Genomic DNA, 21,495 nt, shown 5'->3' with positions numbered 1-21,495 from the left:
CGTCGCACGTAACAAAGGAGATACAGGAGATGCTTTTGAAAAAAGAACCGCGCATCCGGTCCCTCGCGCTCGGCGCCATCGTCGCGTCGGCGCTCTTGACGGCGGGATTCGTCGAGACCGCGCCGGCCTATGCGAAAACCGCCGACGCTCAGCCGGCCGTGCTGAACGCCTCGGCGGTCGCCGTCGCGGACAAATACGCCGCCGACACCGCCGAGCAGATCTTCAAGCAAGGCGGCAATGCGGTCGACGCGGCCGTCGCGATCGCCTTCACGCTCGCCGTCACGTATCCGGAGGCGGGCAATATCGGCGGCGGCGGCTTCATGACGCTCTATGTCGATCATCGCCCGTACTTCCTCGACTATCGCGAGCGCGCGCCGCTTTCGGCCACGCGCAACATGTACCTCGACGACAAGGGCGAAGTCATCAAGGGCATGAGTCTCTACGGGCATCGCGCGGTCGGTGTGCCCGGCACGGTCGACGGCATGTGGGAGGCGCAGAAACGCTTCGGCAAGCTGAAGTGGAAGCAGGTGCTCGCGCCCGCCATCAAGTACGCGCAGGACGGCTTCGAAGTCGACGATCAACTGGTCAAGCGCCGCGACGACGCCTCGAAGGAATTCGCCGGCAAGACCAACTTCGACCTGTACTTCGGCGGCATGAAGGCGGGTCAGGTGTTCAAGCAGCCCGACCTCGCGATGACGCTGCAGCGCATCGCCGATAAAGGCGCGAAAGGCTTCTACGAAGGCGAAACCGCCAATCTGATCGCCAAGTCGATGGAAGGCCACGGCCTCATCACCACGCGCGACCTGAAGGACTACAAGGCCGTGTGGCGTCAGCCGATCACTGCGAGCTGGAACGGCTATCGCGTGATCACCGCACCGCCGCCTAGCTCGGGCGGCGTCGGCCTCGTGCAGTTGCTGAAGATGAAGGCCGATATCAAGGACAAGTTCCAGGACGTGCCGCTCGATTCCGCGCAGTACATTCACCTCGTGGCCGAAATCGAGAAGCGCGTCTTCGCGGACCGCGCGCAATATCTCGGCGATCCCGATTTCTATAAGGTGCCGGTCGCGCAGCTCATCAACGACGATTACATCCTGAAGCGCGCGCAGGAAGTGAATCCCGACACGCCTTCGGACACGAAGAGCGTGCAGCCGGGGCTCGGCACGTCGATGCCCGAGAAAGCGGAGACGACGCACTTCTCGGTCGTCGACAAGTGGGGCAACGCGGTATCGAACACGTACACGATCAACGGCTACTTCGGCTCGGGCGTGATCGCGGAAGGCACGGGCATCGTGCTCAACGACGAAATGGACGACTTCGCGTCGAAGCCGGGCGTGCCGAACATGTTCGGCGTCGTCGGCAGCGATGCGAACTCCATCGCGCCGAAGAAACGCCCGCTCTCGTCGATGACGCCGACCATCCTCACGAAGGACGACAAGGTCGCGATGGTGATCGGCACGCCAGGCGGATCGCGCATCTTCACGTCGATCTTCCAGGTCATCACGAACGTGTACGACTTCAACATGCCGCTCGGCGACGCCGTGGGCGCGACGCGTTTCCATCATCAGCTGCTGCCGCCGAACACGATCTTTCAGGAGCCGTACCATCAGCTCGATGCCGACGTGATCAAGCAGCTCGAGGACAAGGGCTACAAGTTCACGATGCAGGGCTTCAACGGCGACATTCAGGCGATCCGCATCGACGGCGACAAGCCCGAACCGATGTCCGACCCGCGCGGACGCGGCGTATCGCGCGTCATCCGGTAATGCGCCGCACAACGGCGAGCAAGTAAAATAGCGGCCCGGACCGGACTAGCGTTTGCCCTAGTCCGGCTCCTCGCCGGTCTTGCCGAAGGCCCGCCCCATGCGGGTTTCACGGCATATAAGCCCCTCGGCATGACCGGCATGTTTTTCATGGGATTGGACCCCGCGTTCTGTTCCCCTAGTCTCTGTCCTGACCGAGTGCAGCCGTAAGTGCACGTCACTCGGCATCATCCAGAACTACATACGAGACGACCCTGACGATGGCCCCGCAGTGACCGCGTGCAGTGAGCGCGGTGCACGGTTGCCGTTTCAGCGTGCTGATAAAGGAGCAGCTCATGATGGAATCCCCCGCCCAGCAGCTTGGCGACATCGATATCACCTCCACCGAACGAGACGAAAGCACTCAGGCCAAAAGCGGCGGCTTTCTCGATCGCTACTTCGGCATTTCGCAAACCGGCAGCACGGAAAAGCGCGAGATCGTCGCGGGCGTCACGACCTTCCTCGCGATGGTCTATTCCGTGTTCGTCGTGCCGGGCATGCTCGGCAAGGCAGGCTTCGACACGAGCGCGGTGTTCGTCGCCGTGTGTCTCACCACGGCATTCGGCTCGCTCCTGATGGGCGTCTGGGCGCGCCTGCCGATCGCGATCGGTTGCGCGATTTCGCTGACCGCGTTCACGGCCTTCGGCCTCGTGCTCGGCAAGGGCCTCACGCCGGCCATCGCGCTCGGCGCGGTGTTCCTGATGGGCATCGTGTTCACGGCGATCTCCGTCACCGGCGTGCGCTCGTGGATCCTGCGCAATCTGCCGACGGGCGTCGCGCACGGCACGGGCATCGGGATCGGCCTGTTTCTGCTGCTGATCGCATCGAACGACGTCGGCCTGATCGTCAAGAATCCCGCGCCCGGCATGCCGGTGTCGCTCGGGCACATCACGGCCTTTCCGGTGCTGATGTCGGTCCTGGGCCTGGCCGCGATCTTCGGTCTGGAGCGCCGGCGCGTGCCGGGCGGCATCCTGCTCGTCGTCGTCGGCCTGTCGGCGATCGGCCTGATCTTCGATCCGTCCGTGCGCTTTCACGGCATCTTCGCGCTGCCGTCGCTGTCGGCGCCGGGCCATGCATCGCTGATCGGCGCGATGGACATCAAGGGCGCGCTGTCGATGGCCGTGCTGCCGAGCGTGCTGGCGCTCGTGATGACCGCCGTGTTCGACGCGACCGGCACGATCCGCGCCGTCGCCGGTCAGGCGGGCCAGATCGACAAGAACGGCCGCATCATCAACGGCGGCCGCGCGCTGACCGCCGACTCGCTGAGCTCGATCTTCTCAGCGTGCTTCGGCGGCGCGCCGGCGGCGGCGTATATCGAATCGTCGGTGGGTGTCGCGGCGGGCGCGAAGACGGGCCTCGCGGCCGCGGTCGTCGGCGTGTTGTTCCTCGTGGTGATGTTCCTCTCGCCGCTCGCCGCGCTCGTGCCTTCCTACGCGACGGCGCCCGCGCTGATGTACGTCGGTCTGCTGATGCTCGGCAATGTCAGCAAGCTGCATTTCGACGATACCGTCGACACGATGTCCGGCCTCGTCTGCGCGGTGTATATCGTGCTGTCGGCGAACATCGTGACGGGCATCATGCTCGGCTTCACCACGCTCGTGATCGGCCGTATCGTCGCGGGCGAATGGCGCAAGCTGAATGTCGGCACGGTGGCGATCGCGGTCGTGCTCGCCGTGTTCTATCTCGGCGGCTGGGCGATCTGATCGCTGCTTGCAGCACCTGAAAATGCAAACGGCGCGCTGTCCGGAAGGACAGCGCGCCGTTTTTTATTGCCGCGCTATTTGGTCACCAGCGCGACCGTGCCCGTTTCCAGCAACGACTTGAGATTCGACAGAATCTTCGGCCATCCGCCCGACACGGCCTCGATGAACGGCTTGCTGTCGCTCACATGCGTGACGGTGAGCCTGACCGCTTCGCCCTGCTGCTCCAGTTCGTAAGTGCAGCGCGAATATCCCGCGTCTTTCAGATCCTCGCGAAACTCGTTGCGCCATTTGAGCACGAGGCGTTTGCCCGGCTCGGCTTCGAGCACTTCGCCCGCATCCGCGACGCGCCCGTCGGAGAACAGCATCTTCCATGACGAGCCGGCCTGCCAGTCGGATTCCTGATGCATGCCGAACCAGTATTTCTTGACGAATTCCGGCGTGGTCAGCGCTTCCCATAGCTTCTCGGGCGTCGTGCGGATGTAGGTGACATACACAAACGTGTCGCTACTCATGATCGTCTCCTTCAAGCGTGCGTTTGAGGTCGGACAAAGCGTCCAGACGCGGACGCTCGAACTTGCTGATCCAGCGTTGCGCGATCTCGTGGATCGGCACCGGATTGAGGAAATGACGCTTCTCGCGGCCGTGACGCTGCGTCGACACGAGATTCGCCGCCTCGAGTATCGCGAGATGCTTCGACACGGCCTGACGCGTCATGCGAAGGCCGTCGCACAGTTCACCGAGCGTCGGCCCGTTGGTTTCGCGAAGGCGGTCGAGCAGTTGTCTGCGGCTGGCGTCCGCGAGCGCGCGAAAAACCGAATCGTCATCCATGAACGCATTATGCAACCATTTGGTTGCATGTCAAGCAGCTCGATTCGATGAAAGCCGCAGCGCAAATGCGACAACGCCCCGGAAGCCTTTCGCTTCCGGGGCGTTGTCGATACTCCTGACCGGGATGCTGTCGCGTGCGGCGCTTACTTGCGGCGATACGATTCGACGAGAATCTCGCAGTTTTGGAGGTGCAGTTGCAGCGCACGATTCCACTCGCGACGCACCGCAGCCTTCGACGCGCGCAGCCAGGAACCGAACGAAACGAGCAGGGATTGTTGAGCGGTGGTTTTCATGAGCGGCTCTCAGGGTAAGTAGCTAAGGGATAACCCTGACTATACGCCTTTTACGCTGCATTGCAACATCTTCTCAAAAAAGCAACAGGGTAATCCCTAGGCCATCGGTCACATCTGCTGCGGCGCGTCCGGCGCCAGTTGCACGCCCTTTTTGAAGATGAAGCAGCCGTAGCCGCGCGTTTCGCCCGTCGCGATCACGCAATACGCCTTCTTCGCGCGTTCGTAAAACGCGAAACGCTCGACCGATGCGAACGGCACCGCGCGACCTTCGGCGGCATCGATCTCGCGCTGGGCTTCGTGTTGCACGGCGGGCAGCGCGGCCGCGTCGCCGACGACTTCCATGCGCTCGGCAGGATGATCGACGAACGTATCCAGCGGCATCACCGACAGCACCGCCCGCACCGCGCGCGGCGCGCCGACGCCATCGAGCCGCAGCACGCGGCCAAGCACCGTCTGACGCGCGACGGAATCGGCGGGAAAGTTGGCGTCGCAGATCACGACTTCGTCGCCGTGGCCCATCGCGCAGAGCGCGTGCAGGATATCGGGGTTGAGCAGCGGATCGATGTTCTTCAGCATGTTTTCTTGTTCTCCATGACGTAAGGCCGGTTTCGAATCCATGGTAACCGCGCGGCGCCGCTAGGGTACGAGCAAGTCGCCCTGCCGCGCCGCGTCTTTGCCCGCGATGCGCGCGACCAGCATTCCCGCCATCGCGAAACGTGTCCAGTGCCGCGCGTACAGCACACCTTCGGTCTGCGCGACGAGCGGCACGAGCCGGTCATCGAGCGGATCGAGCACGTCGGCGATGACGTCGCCCGCGCGCACCGTCTCGCCGATCTCCCGCCGATGCAGAATCACGCCCGACACCGGCGCGTGCACGTATTCGCACCCGGCGAGCGGCGTCGCGGGATGGCGCAGCGGCGGCGGCTCCGGCGCTGCGCCCGCGACCATGCCGATATGCGTCAGATAATCGACGATCGCCTGAGCATCGCGCGCGGCCATCTCGTGCGACACGTCGCGCACGCCGCGCAACTCGAGCGTGACGGACTTCGTCGCCATCGGAATCGGAAAGCGGCCTTCGAATGCGCCGCGCAGATAGCGCCACGCCGCCGTGCACGCCTCGTCGAACGGCTCGCCGCCCGACACGTCAGCGAGCAGTTGCGCCTCGCTGCCGAGATAGCGCGCGAGCGGCTCGATCGCGGGCCACGCGTCGGGCGTCGTATAAAGATGCGCGACCGCTTCCCAGTCGCAATGAAGATCGATGACGAGATCCGCATCGCACGCGAGCTTCATCAGTTCGAGCCGCTGCGACTCCAGTTCGGTCGCGGGTTTGCGCGTAGCGAGCGCGTCGGAAAGCGCCGCGCGGATGAGGCGCGCGTTGTGCGCTTCATCATCGCCGAGACGGTCTTTCAGTTGCAACGCCAGTTCGGGCCCGATCTCGGGAAAGCGCCGGTTGAAGTCCTGACCCGAGCCCATCTCGAAGCGGCCCATCTGCGCGCCGAACCAGTGCTGATTCAGGCCCGCCGGGTTCGCGACCGGCACGAGCACGACGCGCGCACTCAGACGCCCCGCCGCTTCCAGTTCCGCGAATCGCCGCTTCAAATACCACGCGACGACCATGCCGGGCAATTCGTCCGCGTGCAGCGACGCCTGGATATAAACGGTGGGCGAATCGCCGTCCCGGCGACCGAACCGGTAGCTCGTGATCGCCCGACCGGTGCCGAGCGACGCGCCGACGAGCGGATGGTGATGAATCTGCATCTTCGAAAATCTCTCGTCGAAAAGAAAAGGCACCGCGAGCGATGCCTTTTCCGTCGAATACGTCGAATACGTCGAACGGCGCTTACTGGATCGAGATATCCGTCTCGAAGTACTTCGCCATGATGCGCTTGAACGTGCCGTTCTTTTTGATCTCGACAAACGCGCTGTTAAGGCCGTTCTGCAGATCGGCGTCGCCCTTGCGCAGGCCGATGGCCGTGCCCGGACCGATGAGCGCGCGGTCTACCACGATCGGACCGACGAGCGCGAACGGCTTGCCCTGCGGCTTCTTCAGAAAGCCGATGGCGGCTTGCGCGGCGTCGGTGAACATCGCGTCGATGCGGCCCGCGACGAGATCGGCCTCGACCTGTTCCTCATCGGCGTAAGGCACGACCGTCACGCCCTGCGGCTCCCACTTCACCTTCGCGTAACGCTCCTGCACCGTGCCCTGCTCCACGCCGACGCGCTTGCCCTTCAGCGCCTGAGGCGTCGGCAGGATGCCGGAGCCCGCGCGCGCGACGAGTTGCGCGTGGGTGTCGTAGAGCGGCTCGGTGAAGTCGATCTGCTTCAGGCGCTCTTCGGTGATGCCCATGTCGGACAGCACGGCGTCGAACTTGCGGGCCTTCAGGCCGGGAATCATGCCGTCGAAATTGTTTTCGACCCACACGCACTTGACCTTCATCTGCGCGCAGAGCGCATTGCCGAGGTCGATGTCGAAGCCGGCGAGCTTGCCGTCGGCCTGCTTGGATTCGAACGGAGGATAGGAGGGATCGACGGCGAAGCGGATTTGCGTGATCTCTTTGGCGTGCGCCGAGAACGAAACGGCGGCGAGTGCGGCAAGCATCGCGAACGATGCGGACTTCTTGAATGACATGTTTTCCTTCGGGACTTTCGATGAGACGGCGAAACATCGCGCGCAACCGCGCGAAAAACCGTGAATGGTATCAAACGCCCACGGTTCGCCGCGCGACGCTCATCAAGGCACGACCGAAAGAAACAGGAAAGCCGCGAATATCACGAGATGCACGACGCCTTGCAAAACGGTCGAGCGCCCCGTGCCGAGCGTGATGACGGACACGATCAGCGTGAGCGCCAGCATGACGATTTCCTTGGGCGCGAGCCCGAGCGAAATGGGCTGGCCCATGAAGATCGACACGACCGCGACCGTCGGAATCGTCAGGCCGATGCTCGCGAGCGCCGAGCCAAGCGCGAGATTCAGGCTCGTCTGCAGCCGGTTCAGGCGCGCCGCGCGCACGGCGGCGAGACCCTCGGGCAGCAACACGAGCGCGGCAATCACGACGCCGACCACGGCTTCCGGCGCGCCCGCCGCCGCGACGCCCGCCTCGACCGCCGGCGACAGGAGCTTCGCGAGCCCGACCACCGACACGAGCGACAGCATCAGAAACCCAAGCGCGAGCCACGCCTCGCCGTTGCTGGGCGGGGGCGCGTGCGGCGCTTCATCTTCGTCGGGCGTGTTGGCGGCGATCGGCGGAGTGAACGGCAGGAAGTAATCGCGATGGCGGATCGTCTGCACGAATACGAACGTCACGTACAGCACGAGCGAGATCACACCGACGAAAATCAGTTGCGATGTCGAAAGCGCGGGACCGACGACGGTGCTCGTGAAGTTCGGCAAAACGAGCGTGAGCACGGAAAGCGCGCAGAGAATCGCGAGCGCGGCGGCCGCGCCTTGCAGTTGAAAGTCCTGAACGTGATGCCGCAAGCCGCCGATCAGGAGACACAGGCCGACGATCCCGCAACCGCAGATCATGATCGCCGCGAACACGGTATCGCGCGGCAGTCCGGCCTTTTCGGGGCCGCCGGAAAGCATCACCGAGACGATCAGCGCGACCTCGATCACCGTGACCGCGATCGCGAGCACGAGCGTGCCGAACGGCTCGCCGACGCGGTGCGCCACCACTTCCGCGTGATGCACGGCCGCGAACACCGCGAACGCGAGCGCGATGGCCGCGAGCACGATCATCGCGGTGTTGTGGATGAACGCGGCGCCGGCCAGCACGACGAGCGCGAGAATCGGGGTGGCGAGGGTCCAGTCCAGCTTGAATTTCATCGGCGCTCCGGGCGGATCGGGTGAATGGGATCGTCGGCTCATGCGATGTAACCGCAAGGTCTGCAAAAACGCGCCGAAATGAATCGGACCCGCTCGGGCGCCGCGCGTGCGGAGAGATTACCGTGACAAAGGGCCGCAGACCATCGGCATGATAGCGAAAACGCGGCCTCGCGCGTTCGCCCGCGTGCGTGGACGCGAGCGCGTGATGGTCGGAGCGTAGTGGCTCAGGTGGCTGGTTGCACGCAAGGCCGCTCGAAGGAACGGCCCTGCGCGCCGAATGCGGTCACTCGCCGCCGCTTTCCCGGAAGTAGAGACGGCGCGGCAAACCCCATACGATCAGCATCGCGCCGAGCAGGCATGCGAACGCGATCGCATAGAGGCCGGGCGTCGCGCTGCCCGTCATCGTCTTTACCTTGCCGACCATGTACGGGCTGATGATGCCGCCGAACTGCCCCACCGAATTGATCAGCGCGATGCCGCTCGCCGCCGCGATGCCGGTGAGAAAGCGCGTCGGCAGAATCCAGAAGAGCCCGAGCGACGTGATGATGCCGGTTGCCGCGATCGTGAGGCCGATCACGAGCATCACGGTATTGCCCGGAAAGAAGCCGCACAGCACATAGCCGATGGTGCCCGCGAGCGCGCAGGCGCCGAGGTGCCAGCGCCGTTCGCCGGTGCGGTCCGAGTGTCTGCCGATCAGAATCATGCCGATGCCCGCGACCGCGTAAGGCAGCATCGAAATCAGGCCGATTTTGAACGGATCGCTCGTGCCCGCCGTCTTGACGAGCTGCGGCATCCAGAAGACGAGACCGTAGATGCCCATTGCGAGGAACAGATAGATGAGCGCCATCACGAGCGTGACGGGCTCGCTGAACGCGGCCTTCAGCGAATGCACTTCGCCGACTTTCGGATCGCGCGCGAGTTGCGCCTTGAGCGCGCGCTTTTCGTCGGCATCGAGCCATTTCGCGTGATCGACGTCGTCATCGACGAAAGCGAGCACGACGAAGCCGAGCAGCACCGACGGAATGCCTTCGAGCAGAAAGAGCCATTGCCAGCCGGGCATGCCGTTGAGACCGTCGCAGAACTTCATGATCGCGCCCGACAGCGGACTGCCGATGATCCCGCACAGCGCGATCGACGCCATGAAGAACGAATTGATCCGCCCGCGCCGCGACGACGGAAACCACTTCGTGAAGAAGTACAGCGCGCCCGGCACGAAGCCCGCTTCGAGCGCGCCGATCAGAAAGCGCAGCACGTAGAACCAGGTTTCGGTGTGGACGAACATCATGCACGCCGACGCGATGCCCCACGTGATCATGATGCGCGCAATCCAGCGCTTCGCCCCGACGCGATGCAAGACGATATTGCTCGGCACCTCGAACAGAAAATAGCCGACGAAGAACACGCTCGCGCCGAAGCCGTACATGGCGTCGGAGAAACCGAGTTCGCTTTGCATCTGCAGCTTCGCGAAGCTGATGTTGATGCGATCGAGATACGAGAACACGAAGCATGCGACGAAGAGCGGCACGAAACGCCAGAACACCTTGCGGTAAATCTGGGCGTCGTCGTGCGCGACGTCGCGCGGGGCGGCGATGGAATCCACGTTGTCTCCTTGTATTTTTCTTGATGCAGCGATGTCAGTAAGTGGCGCGTCCTCCGGACAAATCGAATACCGCGCCCGTCGTGAACGAGTTCTCGGAGGACGCCAGGAACGCGACCATCGCCGCGATCTCCTTCACCTCGACGAAGCGCCCGCGCGGAATCTTCGACAACATGTAGTCGATGTGCTCCTGCTTCATCTGATCGAAAATCTTCGTGCGCGCGGCGGCCGGCGTCACGGCGTTCACCGCGATATCGAGCCCCGCCGTTTCCTTGCCGAGGCTCTTCGTCAATGCAATCACGCCCGCCTTCGCCGCGCTGTACGCCGACGCGTTCGGGTTGCCTTCCTTGCCCGCGATCGACGCGATATTGACGATGCGTCCGTAGCCGCGCGCGATCATCGTCCTGACGATCGCCTGATTGACATGGAACGCGGCGTTCAGATCGACGTCGATCACGCGCGACCATTCTTCCGGCGCGTAGTCCGCGACCGTCGCGTTCGCGCCCGCGATGCCCGCGCTGTGCACGAGAACGTCGATTTGCCCGAAGCCTTCCTGCGTGCGCGACGTTGCCTTGGCAACCGCATCGCGATCCGTCAGATCGACGAGCACGGTTTGCACGTCGCCCAGACGAGCGCGCGCCTCGGCCAACGCGCCTTCATCGCGATCCCACAGCGCGACGCGGGCGCCGCCTTCGAGCAGACGCTCCGCCACCGCGTAACCGATGCCCTGCGCGCCGCCCGTCACCACGGCCGCGCGGCTCGTAAAGTCGTAGCGATTCATGCGTCCACCGTCCGTTGCCGTTGTTCGCCGAGTCCCTCGATGCCGAGGCGCATGGTCTGCCCCGCGTGCAGATAGACCGCTTCCGGCTTCTGTCCCATGCCGACGCCCGGCGGCGTGCCCGTCGAGATGACATCGCCCGGTTGCAGGCTCATGAAGCGCGAAAGATAAGACACGATTTCGCCGACCTTGAAGATCATCGTGGCGGTGTTGCCGTTCTGATAGCGCTTGCCGTCGACTTCGAGCCAGAGCGGCAGCTTGTGCGGATCGGGCACTTCGTCGGTGGTGACGAGCCACGGTCCGATCGGACCGAACGTGTCGCAGCCCTTGCCCTTGTCCCAGGTGCCGCCGCGCTCGATCTGATACTCACGCTCGGACACGTCGTTGATCACGCAATAACCGGCGACGTGGCTCATCGCATCGGCTTCGTCGATGTACGCGCCGCCCTTGCCGATCACGACGCCGAGTTCCACTTCCCAATCGGTCTTCTTCGAGCCGCGCGGAATGCGCACGTCGTCGTTCGGGCCGACGACCGCCGACAGCCACTTGTTGAACACGACCGGCTCGGAAGGCACGGGCAGGTTCGATTCCGCCGCGTGATCGGCGTAGTTCAGCCCGATGCAGATGAACTTGCCGATGCGCCCGACGCACGGCCCGATACGCTCGGACGAAGGCACGAGCGGCAGCGTCGACGGATCGAGTTTCGCGAGGCGCGCGAGCGATTCGGGCAGGAGCGCGTCGCCGGCAATATCGCCGATCACGCCGGACAAATCGCGGATCGCGCCGCTGGAATCAAGAACGCCGGGTTTTTCCCGGCCGGGCGCGCCGTATCGAAGCAGCTTCATGAGTCGTTGTTTCCCTGACGGTTGAGCAGAAGCCCACAATGTAGACAAGCCGCACGGGCCTGAATAATGAAAGCTGCTGCCGGCGCGATAACTTTCCGTTATCTTCTCGTAGTCCCCTAGCCGCTTTCAGTCATGCTGCCGAATGCCGATTCCATCGCCGCGCGCCTGCGGCTCAAGCAACTGCGCCTTCTGATCGCGCTCGACGATCACGGTTCGCTGCATCGCGCCGCCGACGAAATGGCGCTCACGCAGCCGGGTGCGACGAAGTCGCTGCGCGAGATCGAAGCCACGCTGGGCGCGACGCTCTTCACGCGTTCGGCGCAAGGCATCCAGCCCAACGAACTCGGGCGTTGCGTGATCCGCTACGCGCGCCTGATTCACATGGACGTCGCGCATTTGCGCGAGGAAATGGCGGGGATTCTGCAAGGCACGGGCGGGCGGCTCGCGATCGGCGCGATCACGGGCGCGGTGTCGGGCGTGCTCGTCGATGCCCTCGCGCGCCTGCGCGAGCGCCAGCCGGCGCTTACCGTCGAAGTGGTCGAAGATACGAGCGCACGGCTTCTGGCGCTGCTCGATCAGGGACGGCTGGATGTCGCGATCTGCCGGGCGAGCGTCGCGCGCCAGCCGGATCAATATCACTATGTCGAATTGCGCGATGAGCCGCTCGCGATCGTCGCGGGCGTCGCGCATGCGCTCGTCGATGCGCCGCGTGTCGAACTGAGCGAACTCGCGTCCAGCCGATGGATCGTCTATCCGGCCATCATGCCGATCCGCAGCGTCTACGAGCGCGAGTTCAAGGAAGCCGGCCTGCCGCTGCCCGTGCATCCGATCGAGACGGCATCGACCATCACGACCGTTTTGTTGCTGCAACGCGACCCCACGCTCGTCGCGATGATGCCGCTCGATATGGCGAGCTTTCTCGCCGAACACGGGCTCGCGAGGCGGCTCGCAATCGCGGTGCGCTCGCGCACGGAGCCGTATGGCGTCGTGACGAGAAAAGGCGTGCCGTTGCCCGCGCCTGCGCGGCTCATCATCGAGGAACTGACGCGCGAAAAAAACGCGGACGGGTGATGTGCCCGTCCGCGCCTTCCTGTTCGACTGCCTGATTGATTACTGAACGAGTTCGGCGTTCAACGTGATCTTCGCGTTGCCCGCGAAGAGCTTCGACACCGGACAGCCTTCCTTCGCGGCCTGCGCGGCCTTGTCGAACGCGGCTTTATCCGCGCCGGGAATCTTCGCCTTCAGATCGAGCTGGCAAGCGGTGATCGTGAAGCCTTCGCCGTCTTTTTCCAGCGTCACCGTCGATTTCGTTTCGAGGCTTTCGGCCTTCATGCCGGCCATCTCCAGTTGCAGCGAGAGCGCCATCGTGAAGCAGCCCGCATGCGCCGCGCCGATCAGTTCTTCCGGATTCGTGCCCGGACCTTCCTCGAAGCGCGATTTGAAGCCGTATGGGGCTTCGTTGAGCACGCCGGTTTGCGTCGAGATGAAACCCTTGCCGTCCTTGATGCCGCCGCTCCATTTTGCCGATGCTGTCTTTTGCACGAGAGTTCTCCAGAGATGAAGTGGAACTGCGATGACCGGCGCCGCGCTGATGCACGTCTTAGTGAACCGCATGCGCCGTGCCCGGCTTCGGCCGAGCGGTTATGTCGAGCGCGTCGTTGTTCATCGTAGCGGATCGCGCGTGCGGGCGCAGGGAGACTGCGAACCGGCTTATGCCGTTCGGGTTATACGGATTCGTATGGTCAAAAACAATCGATTCACTTAGCATCCTGTGACCCGCGAAATTCATCGAAAGGGCGTAAGGCGCACAACACATGGGTCCACCAACAGAACGCATTCCCGAAGACCGCACGCTTCCCGATCACGTCGATGTCGTCATCGTGGGCGGCGGAATCATCGGCATCAGCACCGCGCGTGCGCTCGTCGACAAAGGCCTGTCGGTCGCCGTATGCGAAAAGGGATACGTCGCGGGCGAGCAGTCGAGCCGCAACTGGGGCTGGTGCCGCGCGACGCATCGCGACTTGCGCGAGCTCGAACTGAGTCTCAGGAGCCTCGAGCTTTGGCGACGCATCGATGCCGAACTCGGCATCGACACAGGTTTTCGCGAATGCGGCATCCTCTACGCCGCCGACGATGCGAAAGCGCTCGCGGATCACGAAGCATGGCTCGCACGCGCCGTGGCGCTCGTGGGCCGCGACGCGCTCGATTCGCGCATCGTCTCGGCCGATGAAACCGGCACGTTGATGTCGGGCACCGCGCGACGCTTCGCGGGCGGCATCTACACACCGAGCGACGGCCGCGCCGAGCCGCAACGTGCCGTGCCCGCGATGGCCGCCGCGCTGCGCGAACGCGGCGTGAAAGTGCTGACGCCCTGCGCGGTGCGCGGCATCGAGACGAGCGGCGGCGCGATCAGCGGCGTCGTGACTGAGTACGGACGCATCGGCTGCGCGAGCGTGGTCGTCGCGGGTGGCGCGTGGACGCGCTATTTCGCCGGCAGCATCGGCGTCGATGTGCCGCAACTCATGGTGCGCTCGTCGGTGATGCGCACGTCGCCGCTCGAGGACGGCCCCGAAGTCAGCGCATGCAATCAGGAGATGGGCTACCGCAAGCGTCTCGACGGCGGCTACACCATCGCCAATGCCTTTCACAGCTATCACGACATCACGCCGGACAGCTTTCGCCTGCTCGCCAGATTCCTGCCCGCGCTGAAAAGCCAGCTCGGCTCGATCAAGCTGGGACTGAACGCGCGCTTTTTCGAGGAACTGCGCCGGCCGCGCCGCTGGCCGCTCGATCGGCCGACGGTCTTCGAGACCCAGCGCACGCTCGATCCCGCTCCCGTCGAGTCCTTCAACGAAGCCGCGCTCACGGAGTTCCGCAAGCTCTTTCCGGCGCTTGCCGGATTGCGCATCGAGCAGGCGTGGGCCGGTTATATCGACGTGACGCCCGATGCCGTGCCGGTCATTTCCGGTGTGGATGACCAGCCCGGCCTCTTCATCGCGACGGGTTTCTCGGGGCACGGATTCGGTATCGGGCCGGCTGCGGGCAAGCTTATGGCGGACCTCGTCGCGAACGACGCACCGCTCGTCGATCCGCGTCCGTTTCGCCTGTCACGGTTCTTCGATGGCAGCAAGATCGAGATCGACGGCGGCTTCTGATCGGTCGCACATGCGCGCGCCGCCCGTCGGCACGCGATAACATACCGGTTTTGCTTGAGGCTTACATGGCATCCACGTCTGTTCTTTATATCGACGTCTGGTCCGACTTCGTGTGTCCGTTCTGCTATCTCGAGACGCCCGTGCTCGATCAGTTCCGCAACGCTTACGGCGATGCGGTCGAGATTCGTTGGCACGCGTTCGAGCTGCGCCCCGAGCCCACGCCGCTGGTCGATCCCAATGACGAAAAGCTCGTCGAAATCTGGGAAAACTCGGTCCGCCCGCTCGCTGAAGAACGCGGCGTGTTGATGCGCATGCCGCCGGTCACGCCGCGCAGCCGCAAGGCCTTCGAGACGGCCATGTTCGCGCGCGAATCGGGCCGCTACGATGTCGTGCATCGGGCGATCTTCAAGGCGTATTTCGAGGAAGGCATCGACATCGGCGATACGGACTCGCTGCTCGATATCGCGGCGACCTGCGGCGTCGATCCGGAGTTGCTCGAAGAGGCGCTCGATGACGGCACCTACACCGATCTCGTGATCGAAGACGAAGATTTCGCGAAGAAGCTGGGCGTGGGCGGCGTGCCGTTTGCGGTGCTGTCGCGCGATCCCGCGCCCGGTCAGGAAGCGCCGCCGCCTATCGCGCTGCGTGGCGCCGCGCCGATCGAGCATTTCGAGGCAGCCGTCGGGCGGCTCTTTCCGGACGGTTTTCCGGGCGTCTGAACCGCCTCGGAACCGGCCGTCGCGCAGTCCTAGCTGTGCTCGGCCATGAACGATTTCAACGCGATACGCTGCGACGGCTCCAGCGATTCGAATTCGAGCCCGTAAGCCGCACTGCCATCGACCGGATCGATCGAGCCGACGTGGCGCACGATCGCGATGGTGTCGATCTTCACATCGACGCCATCGGTCTTGAACTGAAACGAGAGTTGCAGACGGTCGCCCACGTGCGCGGCCGGATTCGCGACGGTCAACGACATCCCGTAAGGGCTGATGTCGCTGACACGCCCCAGTTGCCGGCCGGCTTGCGGCGCGCCATCGGCGACGAAGTGCGCGGCGAGGCGCGTCGGCATACGCGCGAACTTGCGCGTGCGCAGCCTGCGGATCGCGCCCGGCGCCGACAGCACCGCGTAGTTGAACGGCTCGCGACAGGTGGCATCGACGGTACAGGCAAAGCGGAACACGCCCCGCCCCGTGAGCGCGACCAGATCGACCTGCTCGCCGAGCGTCAGATCGAGCGGATCGAATCCCGCCATCAACGGCTGCGTCACGAACAGCGAGCGCTCTCCGTTGCGGCGCGGCGTCGAGAAACCGATCACGCGGCTCGCATACATCGCGGAGCCCGTGCCGCCGGTGCCGCGCAAGCCGACCCGCGCGCCGATGGTAAGACCGATGTCCTCGAGCGTCAGCGGCCCGTCCGTGGCGGCATCCGCGTCGGACGCGCTCGGCGCGGGCTCCCGCATCGCACGGTGCGGCTCGAAATGCCGGAACATGAATTCGAGCGACTGGGCATCCGGCACGACGGCGCCCGCGTCGAAGAGCAACGCGCCATCGGCGGCGACGATCGGCCACTGCAGACCGGCGTTGAGCGGAATCTCGGAAGCTTGGAGGCGAACCAGCAACTGGCGCGCGTCTTCGACGGTTTCTTCGGTCATCTCATCGGACGATTCTTAAGTATTTCCCGCAATCGTCATGCTTGCCGACTTCGCCGTCAAGTACTGAATGGCAACTTTTACGTTAGCGCACTTATATTTTTGACGCGACGTGGACTTCCTACCGCCCAGCGACGCGTCCAGGTTTATGCGCATAAAAGTTTTATTGAGATAACGCTTTTAGCGAACTGCGCTCTCCGATCAGAGCACGCGCGCCGAAAACGTGTCGCACTGGCCGACATCGCCCGCCGACATGCCGCGCCGCAGCCAGCGCTGGCGTTGCTCGCTCGTGCCGTGCGTGAATGCCTCGGGCACGACACGCCCTTGCGACTGCTGCTGCAGACGGTCATCGCCGATCGCGGCCGCCGCGTTCAGCCCCTGCTCGAAATCGCCCGGTTCGATCAGCTTCGCGTTGTCGCGTTGCGCGACGGCGGCCCAGACACCCGCAAAGCAGTCCGCCTGCAACTCGATGCGCACCGACAGCGCATTCGCCTGTTCGCGCGTCATCCGCAAACGCGCCTGATCGACCTTGCCCATGATGCCGAGCACGTTCTGCACGTGATGCCCGACTTCATGCGCGATCACGTAGGCCTGCGCAAAGTCGCCGCTCGCGCCGAAGCGATCGCGCAACTCGCGATAGAACGACAGATCGATATAGACCTTGCGATCACCGGGACAGTAGAACGGCCCCATCGCCGTCTGTCCCGTGCCGCACGCGGTCTGCGTGGCGCCCGAGAACATGACGAGCTTCGGCGTCGGATAGTCCTGATTGAACTGCGCCCGGAAGATGTGCTGCCACGTCTGTTCTGTATTGCCGAGCACGCGGCGCACGAACACGGCGCCGGGGTCGGTTGCGGGTTGCGCGTTGCGCGGCGCGGCCTGCTGTTGCGGCGCGTTGCCCTGCAACACCTGCGCGCCGTTGATGATCGTCATCGGATTGATGCCGAAGAAATACGAAGCCGCGAGCGCCACGATGATCGTCCCGATACCGAGCGACCCGCCGCCGACCCGAAAGCCGCCTCCGCCGCGCCGGTCTTCCACGTTCTGACTTTCTGGCTGGTCATCGAGGCGCATGTTCCTTCTCCTTCTACCCGCGCGGTGCGCGTGGTCAAAAGCATTATGGTACCCGTGCCCATCGCACGTCTCGTGCCATTGCAACGTAAAAGATCTTTCTCGTCGGTTCATCGCACGGATGCGATCAGTGCGGTCGATTGTCGCGAAAGCGTATGCGCGCTCTTGCCGCACCGCATCATCCGGGCATCTCAAAATTGCCAATGAATCAACCTCGTAGCGCCGCCAAACCCTTGCCAATGCGGCATTTGCGCGCAATGCAGATTCACTGACGCAGCGCAACACTTTCTCGAAATAGCGCTAAGCTCCGCCCCGTTACACGTCTGGGTGTGAATTTCAAGGCACAAGTCATCATGCATTCGACTCCCGAAGCACTCGATCTGGCGCGGATCCAGTTCGCGTTCACCGTCTCGTTCCACATCATCTTTCCGGCGCTTTCCATCGGACTCGCGAGCTTCATCGCGGTGCTCGAAGGCGCCTGGCTCAAAACCGGCAAGCCGGTCTACAAGGAGCTGTGTCTCTTCTGGTCGAAGGTCTTTGCTGTCGCGTTCGGCATGGGCGTCGTGTCGGGCGTCGTCATGGCGTACGAATTCGGCACCAACTGGGGCGGCTTTTCGAGTTTCGCCGGTCCCATCACCGGGCCGCTGCTCACGTACGAAGTGATGACCGCGTTCTTCCTCGAAGCGGGCTTCCTCGGCATCATGCTGTTCGGCTGGAACAAGGTCGGTCCGAAGGCGCACTTCGGCGCGACGCTGATGGTCGCCATCGGCACGATCATCTCGACGTTCTGGATTCTCGCGTCCAATAGCTGGATGCAGACGCCGCAGGGCTTTCGCATCGAAGGCGATCATGTCGTGCCGGTGGACTGGTGGGCGATCATTTTCAACCCGTCGTTTCCGTACCGGCTCGCGCATATGGCGATCGCGGCGTTCATCGTCGCGGCGCTCGTCGTCGCCGCGACCGGCGCGTGGCATCTGCTGAAAGGCCGGCGCGATCCGGCCATCAAGAAGATGTTTTCGATGTCGCTCTGGCTGCTGCTCGCCTTGACGCCGATTCAGGCGCTCGTCGGCGATGCGCACGGCCTGAACACGCGCGAGCATCAACCGGCGAAGATCGCGGCGATCGAAGGCATCTGGGACACCGAGAAAGGGGGCACCGCGCTCAATCTCTTCGGCATTCCCGACATGGACGCCGAAACTACTAAGTATGCCGTATCGATTCCGCATCTCGGCAGCCTGATCCTCACGCATAGCTGGGACGGCGAAATCCGCGGCCTGAAGGAGTTTCCGAAGGAAGATCGCCCGAACTCGACGCTCGTGTTCTGGAGCTTTCGCGTGATGGCGGGTCTCGGCGTGCTGATGATCGTGATGTCGATCGCCGCGTGGTGGCTGCATCGCAAGCGCAGGCTGTTCGATGCGCGCTGGTTCCATCGCTTTGCACTGGCGATGGGCCCGACCGGATTCATCACGCTGCTCGCGGGCTGGGTCACGACCGAAGCCGGGCGTCAGCCGTGGGTCGTGTACGGCGTGATGCGCACGGCCGATGCCGTATCGCCCGTCACCGCGCAGCAAGTCGGCGTGTCGCTGCTCGCGTTCGTGATCGTCTACACGATCGTGTTCGGCACCGGCATCTACTACTTGCTGAAACTTCTGCGTCACGGTCCCGCGTTGCCGGGCTCGCCCGCGCAACCGTCCGACGGCAGCGCGCGAGCTCCGCTCAGCCTGCCGCAACAGTCCATCGAGGGAGCATAAGAATATGGACCTCACACTCGCCTGGGCCGCGATCATCGCATTGGGCCTGTTCCTCTACGTCGTGCTCGACGGCTTCGACCTCGGCATCGGCATACTCTTTCCGTTCTTTCCCGACCAGCATGATCGCGACGTGATGATGAACACCGTCGCGCCCGTCTGGGACGGCAACGAGACGTGGCTCGTGCTCGGCGGCGCGGGACTCTTCGCCGCCTTCCCGATGGTCTACTCGACCGTGCTTTCCGCGCTCTATCTGCCGCTCGTGCTGATGCTCGTGTGTCTGATCTTCCGCGGCGTGTCGTTCGAGATCCGCGCGAAGGCGCAGCGCACGAAGCCGATGTGGGACCTCGCGTTCATCGGCGGATCGGCGGGCGCGACGTTCTTCCAGGGCGTGGCGCTCGGCGCGTTCCTCGGCGGCATTCCCGTCGCCGATGGCCGTTTCGCCGGCGATCCTTTCGGCTGGTTCTCGCCCTTCTCGATCTTCACGGGCGGCGCGCTCGTCGTCACCTATGCGCTGCTCGGCGCGTGCTGGCTGATCGCGAAGACCGAAGGCGATCTGCAGCGGCGGATGTATCGAGTGGTGTGGCCGCTGACCGTTCTGCAGCTCGCGACGATCGCGGTGGTCAGCATCTGGACGCCGCTGCAGGATGCGGGCATCGCGTCGCGCTGGTTCGATTCGCCGCTGTTCTATCGCCTGCTGCCGGTGCCGATGCTCGTCGCTGCGTGCGCGTGGGCGATGCGCCGCTCGATTCAGTCGCGTCACGAGAAACGTCCGTTCGCGATGGCGCTCGGCTTCGTGCTGCTCGGCTACGCGGGACTCGTCGCGAGCATTTCACCGCACGAGATTTTCCCCGGCGTGTCGCTCTGGGACGCGGCCGCGCCCCGTTCGAGCCAGCTCTTCACGATCGTCGGCGCGGCGGTGATTCTGCCTGTGATCGTCGCTTATACGACGTTCGGCTATTGGGTCTTCAGAGGAAAGGTGCGTCATGGCGAACATCACTACCACTGAGCGCGCGCGGAAGATATTCTGGTTCGTCGCGTTGTGGATGGCGGGCGTCGGCGGCACGATGCTGCTCGCGCTGCCGTTCAAGTTGCTGATCAGGGCGGGGGCGGCGATTCATTGACGCGCGCCGCCCGCGCGCTCAGAACCACGCCGCCGCGATCAGCCCGCTCACGATTCCGAACACGACCACCGCGACCGCCACGAAGGCCAGCACGCGCGGCGCGAACGAGCGCGCGAGCATCGCGAGCGACGGCACGCTGATGGGCGGCAGCGTCATCAGGAGCGCACCGGCCGGGCCCGTCGCCATGCCGAGCGACAGCATCGCCTGAATGATGGGTACCTCGCCCGCGGTCGGAATCACGAAGAGCGTGCCCGCGACGGCAAAGACGACGATCCACAACATGCCATTGCCGATATCCGGCCCGATATGCGGAAAGAGCCACGCGCGCGCGGCGCCGAGCAGCAGCACGAGCACGATGTACTCCGGCACGAGCCGCAACGTCATGCGGCCGAGGATCTTGATCCAGCGCGAAAACGCGGTGCCGGGTTCGTCGTCTTCGATCAGTTTCGCGAGCGTCTGACGCGACGCCGCCGCCTGCGCCGGCGTGACCATGCGATTCACCGCGTAGCCCAGGCCGAACACCATCAGAACGCCGAGCACGAGGCGCAGACCGGTCCATTGCCAGCCGAGCACGAAGCCCATGAAAACCAGCGCGGCCGGATTGAGCACCGTGTTGCCGAGCCAGAACGCCACGGCCGAACCCGGCGCCGCTTCACGCGCACGCAAGCCCGCGACGACCGGCGCCGCGCAGCACGTGCACATCATCCCCGGCAAGGACATCAGGCCGCCATTCACGACGCTGCCGAAGTTGTGCTCGCCGAGCGCGCGCGCGACCCAGCGCGGCGGAATCAGCGCCTGCACGGCGGAGCCGAGCAGAAGGCCGAGCACCATCGCCTGCCAGATCGCCTTGCCATAGGCGATCGCGTAGTCGAGCGCGGCCTGCCATGAAGGCTCCGGCGCGCTGGCGGCCGTGCCCATCAGAATGGACTTGCCGATCGAATGCTGGCTCGCCGCGACGAACGCGCGGTTGTAGTACGGAAACCATTTCACGTAGAAGAGGCCAACGACGGCGATCAGCAGAAACACCATCCAGCCGAGGGCGACGCGCGGTTGTCGGAGCGTGGTCATAACTTTTTTGTT

At 64.2% G+C, this 21,495-nt stretch carries 22 protein-coding genes; 8 read left to right on the top strand and 14 right to left on the bottom strand.

Features of this window, described 5'->3' with window-relative positions:
- The first annotated feature begins 29 nt into the window (after positions 1-29).
- Both ggt and IAG25_RS18785 read left to right on the top strand, forming a co-directional pair.
- Entirely contained in the window at positions 30-1,763 is a 1,734-nt protein-coding gene (gene ggt, locus IAG25_RS18790) for a gamma-glutamyltransferase (protein ID WP_187606199.1), read from the top strand.
- A gap of 332 nt (positions 1,764-2,095) precedes the next feature.
- Positions 2,096-3,502, top strand: coding sequence for an NCS2 family permease (locus tag IAG25_RS18785; protein ID WP_222946562.1), 1,407 nt, complete (start codon positions 2,096-2,098; stop codon positions 3,500-3,502).
- Positions 3,503-3,576: 74 nt separating this feature from the next.
- Here the strand turns inward: IAG25_RS18785 and IAG25_RS18780 are convergent, their stop codons facing one another.
- From IAG25_RS18780 to IAG25_RS18735, 10 genes are all read right to left on the bottom strand, one after another.
- Positions 3,577-4,014, bottom strand: a complete 438-nt coding sequence (locus IAG25_RS18780) for an SRPBCC family protein (protein WP_187606198.1) — start codon at positions 4,012-4,014, stop codon at positions 3,577-3,579.
- Positions 4,007-4,330, bottom strand: coding sequence for an ArsR/SmtB family transcription factor (locus IAG25_RS18775; protein ID WP_187606197.1), 324 nt, complete (start codon positions 4,328-4,330; stop codon positions 4,007-4,009). The genes IAG25_RS18780 and IAG25_RS18775 overlap by 8 nt, the downstream gene beginning before the upstream one ends.
- 143 nt (positions 4,331-4,473) lie before the next feature.
- Entirely contained in the window at positions 4,474-4,623 is a 150-nt protein-coding gene (locus IAG25_RS18770; protein WP_160147434.1) for a hypothetical protein, read from the bottom strand.
- 108 nt (positions 4,624-4,731) lie between these two features.
- Entirely contained in the window at positions 4,732-5,199 is a 468-nt protein-coding gene (locus IAG25_RS18765) for an RbsD/FucU family protein (RefSeq protein ID WP_187606196.1), read from the bottom strand.
- A gap of 60 nt (positions 5,200-5,259) precedes the next feature.
- Positions 5,260-6,381 carry a succinylglutamate desuccinylase/aspartoacylase family protein gene (locus IAG25_RS18760; protein ID WP_187606195.1) on the bottom strand — a complete coding sequence of 374 codons (1,122 nt, stop codon included), beginning with the start codon at positions 6,379-6,381 and terminating at the stop codon, positions 5,260-5,262.
- An 82-nt stretch (positions 6,382-6,463) separates the two neighbouring features.
- Entirely contained in the window at positions 6,464-7,252 is a 789-nt protein-coding gene (locus IAG25_RS18755; protein WP_187606194.1) for an ABC transporter substrate-binding protein, read from the bottom strand.
- A gap of 102 nt (positions 7,253-7,354) precedes the next feature.
- The gene (locus IAG25_RS18750) at positions 7,355-8,449 is read right to left on the bottom strand and encodes a calcium:proton antiporter (protein WP_187606193.1); all 1,095 of its coding nucleotides are present in this window, start codon (positions 8,447-8,449) and stop codon (positions 7,355-7,357) included.
- A gap of 283 nt (positions 8,450-8,732) precedes the next feature.
- On the bottom strand, positions 8,733-10,049 hold the full coding sequence (locus tag IAG25_RS18745; protein ID WP_187606192.1) for an MFS transporter: 1,317 nt from the start codon (positions 10,047-10,049) through the stop codon (positions 8,733-8,735).
- Between the two features lie 34 nt (positions 10,050-10,083).
- Complete coding sequence (locus IAG25_RS18740; RefSeq protein WP_187606191.1) at positions 10,084-10,827, bottom strand: SDR family oxidoreductase; 744 nt, start codon at positions 10,825-10,827, stop codon at positions 10,084-10,086.
- The gene (locus tag IAG25_RS18735) at positions 10,824-11,669 is read right to left on the bottom strand and encodes a fumarylacetoacetate hydrolase family protein (protein WP_187606190.1); all 846 of its coding nucleotides are present in this window, start codon (positions 11,667-11,669) and stop codon (positions 10,824-10,826) included. The genes IAG25_RS18740 and IAG25_RS18735 overlap by 4 nt, the downstream gene beginning before the upstream one ends.
- A 132-nt stretch (positions 11,670-11,801) precedes the next feature.
- On the opposite strand from IAG25_RS18735, the gene IAG25_RS18730 reads away from it, so the two are divergent.
- Positions 11,802-12,740, top strand: a complete 939-nt coding sequence (locus IAG25_RS18730; protein ID WP_187606189.1) for a LysR family transcriptional regulator — start codon at positions 11,802-11,804, stop codon at positions 12,738-12,740.
- A gap of 39 nt (positions 12,741-12,779) precedes the next feature.
- Here the strand turns inward: IAG25_RS18730 and IAG25_RS18725 are convergent, their stop codons facing one another.
- Complete coding sequence (locus tag IAG25_RS18725) at positions 12,780-13,211, bottom strand: OsmC family protein (RefSeq protein WP_035503645.1); 432 nt, start codon at positions 13,209-13,211, stop codon at positions 12,780-12,782.
- A gap of 272 nt (positions 13,212-13,483) precedes the next feature.
- On the opposite strand from IAG25_RS18725, the gene IAG25_RS18720 reads away from it, so the two are divergent.
- The gene (locus IAG25_RS18720; RefSeq protein ID WP_187606188.1) at positions 13,484-14,824 is read left to right on the top strand and encodes an NAD(P)/FAD-dependent oxidoreductase; all 1,341 of its coding nucleotides are present in this window, start codon (positions 13,484-13,486) and stop codon (positions 14,822-14,824) included.
- A 65-nt stretch (positions 14,825-14,889) separates the two neighbouring features.
- Entirely contained in the window at positions 14,890-15,543 is a 654-nt protein-coding gene (locus IAG25_RS18715; protein WP_187606187.1) for a DsbA family oxidoreductase, read from the top strand.
- A 29-nt stretch (positions 15,544-15,572) separates the two neighbouring features.
- On the opposite strand, the gene IAG25_RS18710 is transcribed toward IAG25_RS18715, so the two are convergent.
- Positions 15,573-16,475 (bottom strand): flagellar brake protein, encoded by a 903-nt coding sequence (locus IAG25_RS18710; protein ID WP_187606186.1) that lies wholly within the window; start codon positions 16,473-16,475, stop codon positions 15,573-15,575.
- A 198-nt stretch (positions 16,476-16,673) separates the two neighbouring features.
- The gene (gene ypfJ / locus IAG25_RS18705) at positions 16,674-17,546 is read right to left on the bottom strand and encodes a KPN_02809 family neutral zinc metallopeptidase (RefSeq protein ID WP_187606185.1); all 873 of its coding nucleotides are present in this window, start codon (positions 17,544-17,546) and stop codon (positions 16,674-16,676) included.
- Positions 17,547-17,896: 350 nt separating this feature from the next.
- Between ypfJ and IAG25_RS18700 the strand changes: the two genes are divergently transcribed.
- The 3 genes from IAG25_RS18700 to IAG25_RS18690 are packed head-to-tail and all read left to right on the top strand — an operon-like array spanning position 17,897 to position 20,415.
- The gene (locus tag IAG25_RS18700; protein ID WP_187606184.1) at positions 17,897-19,294 is read left to right on the top strand and encodes a cytochrome ubiquinol oxidase subunit I; all 1,398 of its coding nucleotides are present in this window, start codon (positions 17,897-17,899) and stop codon (positions 19,292-19,294) included.
- A 4-nt stretch (positions 19,295-19,298) separates the two neighbouring features.
- Positions 19,299-20,300 carry a cytochrome d ubiquinol oxidase subunit II gene (gene cydB, locus IAG25_RS18695; RefSeq protein WP_035503656.1) on the top strand — a complete coding sequence of 334 codons (1,002 nt, stop codon included), beginning with the start codon at positions 19,299-19,301 and terminating at the stop codon, positions 20,298-20,300.
- On the top strand, positions 20,278-20,415 hold the full coding sequence (locus tag IAG25_RS18690) for a hypothetical protein (protein ID WP_187606183.1): 138 nt from the start codon (positions 20,278-20,280) through the stop codon (positions 20,413-20,415). The genes cydB and IAG25_RS18690 overlap by 23 nt, the downstream gene beginning before the upstream one ends.
- An 18-nt stretch (positions 20,416-20,433) precedes the next feature.
- Here IAG25_RS18690 and IAG25_RS18685 read toward each other — a convergent pair whose 3' ends face one another.
- A complete protein-coding gene (locus IAG25_RS18685) occupies positions 20,434-21,483 on the bottom strand; it encodes a permease (RefSeq protein ID WP_187606182.1) in 1,050 nt (349 codons plus the stop codon).
- Positions 21,484-21,495 lie beyond the last annotated feature (12 nt).

Source organism: Caballeronia sp. EK (genome assembly GCF_014384845.1).
In the GTDB taxonomy this organism is placed as follows: domain Bacteria; phylum Pseudomonadota; class Gammaproteobacteria; order Burkholderiales; family Burkholderiaceae; genus Caballeronia; species Caballeronia jiangsuensis.
The sequence above is the reverse complement of the archived record's forward strand: the minus strand, read 5'-3'. Positions and strand labels throughout refer to the sequence as shown.

Excerpts from the sequence above, each read along its gene's own strand:
- ggt (WP_187606199.1), top strand. The coding sequence starts at position 30 with ATGCTTTTGAAAAAAGAACCGCGCATCCGGTCCCTCGCGCTCGGCGCC.
- IAG25_RS18785 (WP_222946562.1), top strand. The coding sequence starts at position 2,096 with ATGATGGAATCCCCCGCCCAGCAGCTTGGCGACATCGATATCACCTCC.
- IAG25_RS18780 (WP_187606198.1), bottom strand. The coding sequence starts at position 4,014 with ATGAGTAGCGACACGTTTGTGTATGTCACCTACATCCGCACGACGCCC.
- IAG25_RS18775 (WP_187606197.1), bottom strand. The coding sequence starts at position 4,330 with ATGGATGACGATTCGGTTTTTCGCGCGCTCGCGGACGCCAGCCGCAGA.
- IAG25_RS18770 (WP_160147434.1), bottom strand. The coding sequence starts at position 4,623 with ATGAAAACCACCGCTCAACAATCCCTGCTCGTTTCGTTCGGTTCCTGG.
- IAG25_RS18765 (WP_187606196.1), bottom strand. The coding sequence starts at position 5,199 with ATGCTGAAGAACATCGATCCGCTGCTCAACCCCGATATCCTGCACGCG.
- IAG25_RS18760 (WP_187606195.1), bottom strand. The coding sequence starts at position 6,381 with ATGCAGATTCATCACCATCCGCTCGTCGGCGCGTCGCTCGGCACCGGT.
- IAG25_RS18755 (WP_187606194.1), bottom strand. The coding sequence starts at position 7,252 with ATGTCATTCAAGAAGTCCGCATCGTTCGCGATGCTTGCCGCACTCGCC.
- IAG25_RS18750 (WP_187606193.1), bottom strand. The coding sequence starts at position 8,449 with ATGAAATTCAAGCTGGACTGGACCCTCGCCACCCCGATTCTCGCGCTC.
- IAG25_RS18740 (WP_187606191.1), bottom strand. The coding sequence starts at position 10,827 with ATGAATCGCTACGACTTTACGAGCCGCGCGGCCGTGGTGACGGGCGGC.
- IAG25_RS18735 (WP_187606190.1), bottom strand. The coding sequence starts at position 11,669 with ATGAAGCTGCTTCGATACGGCGCGCCCGGCCGGGAAAAACCCGGCGTT.
- IAG25_RS18730 (WP_187606189.1), top strand. The coding sequence starts at position 11,802 with ATGCTGCCGAATGCCGATTCCATCGCCGCGCGCCTGCGGCTCAAGCAA.
- IAG25_RS18720 (WP_187606188.1), top strand. The coding sequence starts at position 13,484 with ATGGGTCCACCAACAGAACGCATTCCCGAAGACCGCACGCTTCCCGAT.
- IAG25_RS18715 (WP_187606187.1), top strand. The coding sequence starts at position 14,890 with ATGGCATCCACGTCTGTTCTTTATATCGACGTCTGGTCCGACTTCGTG.
- IAG25_RS18710 (WP_187606186.1), bottom strand. The coding sequence starts at position 16,475 with ATGACCGAAGAAACCGTCGAAGACGCGCGCCAGTTGCTGGTTCGCCTC.
- ypfJ (WP_187606185.1), bottom strand. The coding sequence starts at position 17,546 with ATGCGCCTCGATGACCAGCCAGAAAGTCAGAACGTGGAAGACCGGCGC.
- IAG25_RS18700 (WP_187606184.1), top strand. The coding sequence starts at position 17,897 with ATGCATTCGACTCCCGAAGCACTCGATCTGGCGCGGATCCAGTTCGCG.
- cydB (WP_035503656.1), top strand. The coding sequence starts at position 19,299 with ATGGACCTCACACTCGCCTGGGCCGCGATCATCGCATTGGGCCTGTTC.
- IAG25_RS18690 (WP_187606183.1), top strand. The coding sequence starts at position 20,278 with ATGGCGAACATCACTACCACTGAGCGCGCGCGGAAGATATTCTGGTTC.
- IAG25_RS18685 (WP_187606182.1), bottom strand. The coding sequence starts at position 21,483 with ATGACCACGCTCCGACAACCGCGCGTCGCCCTCGGCTGGATGGTGTTT.